At 34.0% G+C, this 3568-nt stretch carries 3 protein-coding genes; 2 read left to right on the forward strand and 1 reads right to left on the reverse strand.

Annotated elements, in window-relative coordinates:
- Positions 1-329: 329 nt before the first annotated feature.
- Positions 330-1007 (forward strand): site-specific DNA-methyltransferase, encoded by a 678-nt coding sequence (locus tag QMA12_RS21815; protein ID WP_290211479.1) that lies wholly within the window; start codon positions 330-332, stop codon positions 1005-1007.
- A gap of 135 nt (positions 1008-1142) precedes the next feature.
- Here QMA12_RS21815 and QMA12_RS21820 read toward each other — a convergent pair whose 3' ends face one another.
- A complete protein-coding gene (locus QMA12_RS21820) occupies positions 1143-1442 on the reverse strand; it encodes a helix-turn-helix transcriptional regulator (protein WP_290211480.1) in 300 nt (99 codons plus the stop codon).
- A gap of 183 nt (positions 1443-1625) precedes the next feature.
- Here QMA12_RS21820 and QMA12_RS21825 point away from each other — a divergent pair, with 183 nt between their 5' ends.
- Positions 1626-3455 (forward strand): AAA family ATPase, encoded by a 1830-nt coding sequence (locus tag QMA12_RS21825; protein WP_290211481.1) that lies wholly within the window; start codon positions 1626-1628, stop codon positions 3453-3455.
- Positions 3456-3568: the final 113 nt, after the last annotated feature.

Genomic DNA, 3568 nt, shown 5'->3' on the forward strand with positions numbered 1-3568 from the left:
CTTATTATCTTCAATTGGGTATATTTCACCAGCTCAATATGAAACAGACTACTATGATAATTTAAACGAGTCAGGTAAAGTGGCCTGACTTAAACAAACTGGTCTCCGATGAACTCGGGGCGATTCACATTGCTCTGATGCAAATGGTTCGGAACACGTATTTCATTATTACCCTAACTCATTTGGTAAAACTCCCGCACGTAAATCGTCACAAAACCCCGATGGTTTCCAAAGCTATTGTATAGATTGCCGCCATTTACCGAAGGGGACAGCATCAAAAAGCTCACACAATGGCCGATTATGCAGCACACTTTAACTAAAGAGATTTAATGCAAGTATTTAAAGATGATGCGGTAAATTGGTTATCAACACTTTCAACCGAAAGTGTTGATCTTTTAATTACTGACCCACCCTACGAATCATTAGAAAAACATCGAAAAATAGGAACCACCACTCGCCTAAAAGTAAGTAAATCGTCAAGCAATCAATGGTTCGACATATTTCCAAATAATCGCTTTGAAGAACTACTAATAGAAATTTACAGAGTACTTAAAAAAGGTTCGCATTTTTATCTATTCTGCGATCAAGAAACAATGTTTTATATTAAGCCAATAGCTGAAAAAGTAGGTTTCAAGTTTTGGAAGCCAATAATTTGGGATAAAGTAACTATCGGAATGGGTTATCATTACAGAGCCAGACACGAATATATTCTTTTTTTCGAGAAAGGTAAGCGCAAGTTAAATGATCTAAGCGTGCCAGACATCCTCACTTGTAAAAGAGTATATAGGGGCTACCCTACTGAAAAACCAGTTAAGTTAATTGAAACGCTTATCTCTCAAAGCAGTAAGGAAAATGAAATCATCATCGATCCTTTTTTTGGCTCAGGAGCTACTTTAGTAGCTGCCAATAACTTAAATCGACAAGCTATCGGATGTGATATTTCAGAATCTGCCCATTTGCATCTAAAAGGTCGAAATAACCAATCTAAGTCAGCTGAAAAGATTTAAGTTCACGATCTTTGCCAGAGTTGTTAGATCCGATGCAGCTCACAACTCTGGCTAATCCTCAATTTTAGATGGCTTTTCCATTTCATTTTTCAATGTTTATTATTAAATATGTGTTAAAACTCATTTCCATCAACCTTATTTTGAACCCAAAGTACTTAATAATTCTTTTTGCTCTTCTTCTGTCAGTTTCCCAATAACACGTATTAGCTCAGCTAGATCATCTTCTTCACAATAAAAATAAGCTACTGGCACATCTAGCTCTTTAGCAATGCGTTTCATGGTTAAAAAATCTGGGGCATGTTTGCCTTTTTCATATTGGTTCATGCGAGCACTAGCCGTGTTTGGCTCCAAACCTAAAGCCATTCCAAGCTGCTGCTGGGTAAGTCCAGCTGCTTTTCTTGCAGATTTTAGACGTGGAGGTATTGGGGTTTCCATATGAACCTTAGCTGTTAATTACATCCTGCTAAGATTCTCTTAGTATTCAACCTGAAAGTGTACTAAGGATATTTTAGTTTTACCTGAATTTATACTTAAATCTAACTTTTTCACTTTTCTTCTTTAAAAAATGCTTGGGATCTAGCAATCTATGCCTATCATAAAAAATTGTAGCCTTCTCATATGGAACTTGTTTGTATATACATTGATGAATATAAAGGTATTAAAGATCTCTTCGTGAACCTGAATCAAAACTTCATCTGTGATTTCGATAGACCTCACATTCGTGTAAAAAAACAGCATTGTAAGTTTAAAGAAAAATATTATCGTGGACAAAATATAAAACTAATAATAGGTAAAAATGGGGCTGGTAAAACATCAATTTTAGAGTTCATTGAAGGGGCTTTTGGTGAAATTGTAGGAATTGGTGCAGCTGTTTTCTGGAATGACGTTGACTCGAAGTATTATGTAAAAAACAACTCTTTATCAGAAGCTTTCCTTAATGGCAGCCCTATTAATGAGTATAATCCAAACAATAGGACTAGCCTACTTTTTATAACCAATCTTTTTGACTTAAACAAATTTGCTTTTAATGAACGCAGTAAAGAAAAAAAGAATGTACTAAAGTTATCTTCAAATAAATTTCTTGAGAAAAGAGTAACAAAGAAAAAAATTCTTATGGCTGAGGTTGCTAGGGAATTAAAGTATGCTGAATATATCAACTATCAAAAAAAAGTAGTTGGAGCATCCTTATCATTTAGGTTCCACATTTACCCCTCAAGTAAGAATTACCTTGAACAAGCAGTAAATAAGCTAACTAGTGATAACGTTTCTACATTGATGAAAAATCGAGATTTCTATCATTTAATCATCGATGAAACTGAAAAGAGCCAAGCTGCTGTATTAGCAAACGAGATAACATTCTCGATAGAGAATATTTCTAGAGAAAGGCCGATAACTAGTACAATAATAAAAAAAGCCTTAAGTAGGTACATGCAATCACCCTACAGAAACATCAATAAAAAACACAGACTCAGTGATGATACATTTTGGTATATATATAACTATTTAATAAGTGATTTCTTAAAAAAAGCCTCTTTGAAAATAAGTGAGCCGAATGAAAGGGCATGGTTTTATATAAATGTAATTTTCCAAGCTTCACTTTCTGAAGAGAAAATCCCTGAAATTATCAATCAACACATTGATGAAAATAACCTACTAAGTAAAAGTGATCCTATTGAAGACATAATTTATGAGTCCGAATCTTTTAGAGATAACTTAGAAGAGATGACTCAATCATTGCTAGACAACGATATAAATATTAACTTTGATACCAAATACATTTCTTTCGATCTTAAGGATAGCCAACTAATAGCCGACATATCTGAAAAATTTAACAAACTAAATTATTATACCGCAGATAACTTTACATATGGTTGGTATGCTCTTAGCTCAGGTGAAGAAGCTAGATTAAAGCTACAATCTCGTATTTTCTCTGGCATCGACCAGCTAATTTCACAAGGTTATTCAAATATCCAATTACTTGTAGATGAAATAGATGCCTACCTTCACCCTGAGTGGCAAAGAAAAGTTGTTAGTGAGGTTATTGATATAATAAACCATTTTAAAAATCACAATGGACTTAAAAGAGCAACCATAAATACAATTTTGACAACACACTCTCCTATCATACTAAGTGACTTTCTACCCGATGATATAGTTTCAATTATTAAGATTGATGGCAAAATAACTCAGGAGAAATCAAATGGCTTCGGTACCAGAATAAACGACTTATACCTTGATGGTATGCACTTGGACTCTACATTTGGCGAGTTAGCCAGAGAAACTATCGAGCAACTATTTTTAGCTAAGAAATATAAAAACATTAGTTCGCTTGATAGATACCTAATAAAACAAATACCAGATAAAGACATTCAAGAAATGTTCCTGATGCATATTCTCCCCAGCTTTGATCACCTAATGGCATTAACTTTGATCACTTATTCTCATTAAGCTTTGATCACGAAAATCACTCGATAATGATCACTTTTGTGTTCTTAATGATTTTGCCGATCAAAGCTTAATGCCACTCGTTTCCGAGTTCACGTTTTATCATTTTTGTAGGT

The organism is Pseudoalteromonas sp. APC 3893, from assembly GCF_030408095.1.
In the GTDB taxonomy this organism is placed as follows: domain Bacteria; phylum Pseudomonadota; class Gammaproteobacteria; order Enterobacterales; family Alteromonadaceae; genus Pseudoalteromonas.

Bases quoted from the DNA above. Each gene is read 5' to 3' on its own strand.
- QMA12_RS21825 (WP_290211481.1), top strand. From the start codon at position 1,626: ATGGAACTTGTTTGTATATACATTGATGAATATAAAGGTATTAAAGAT.
- QMA12_RS21815 (WP_290211479.1), top strand. From the start codon at position 330: ATGCAAGTATTTAAAGATGATGCGGTAAATTGGTTATCAACACTTTCA.
- QMA12_RS21820 (WP_290211480.1), bottom strand. From the start codon at position 1,442: ATGGAAACCCCAATACCTCCACGTCTAAAATCTGCAAGAAAAGCAGCT.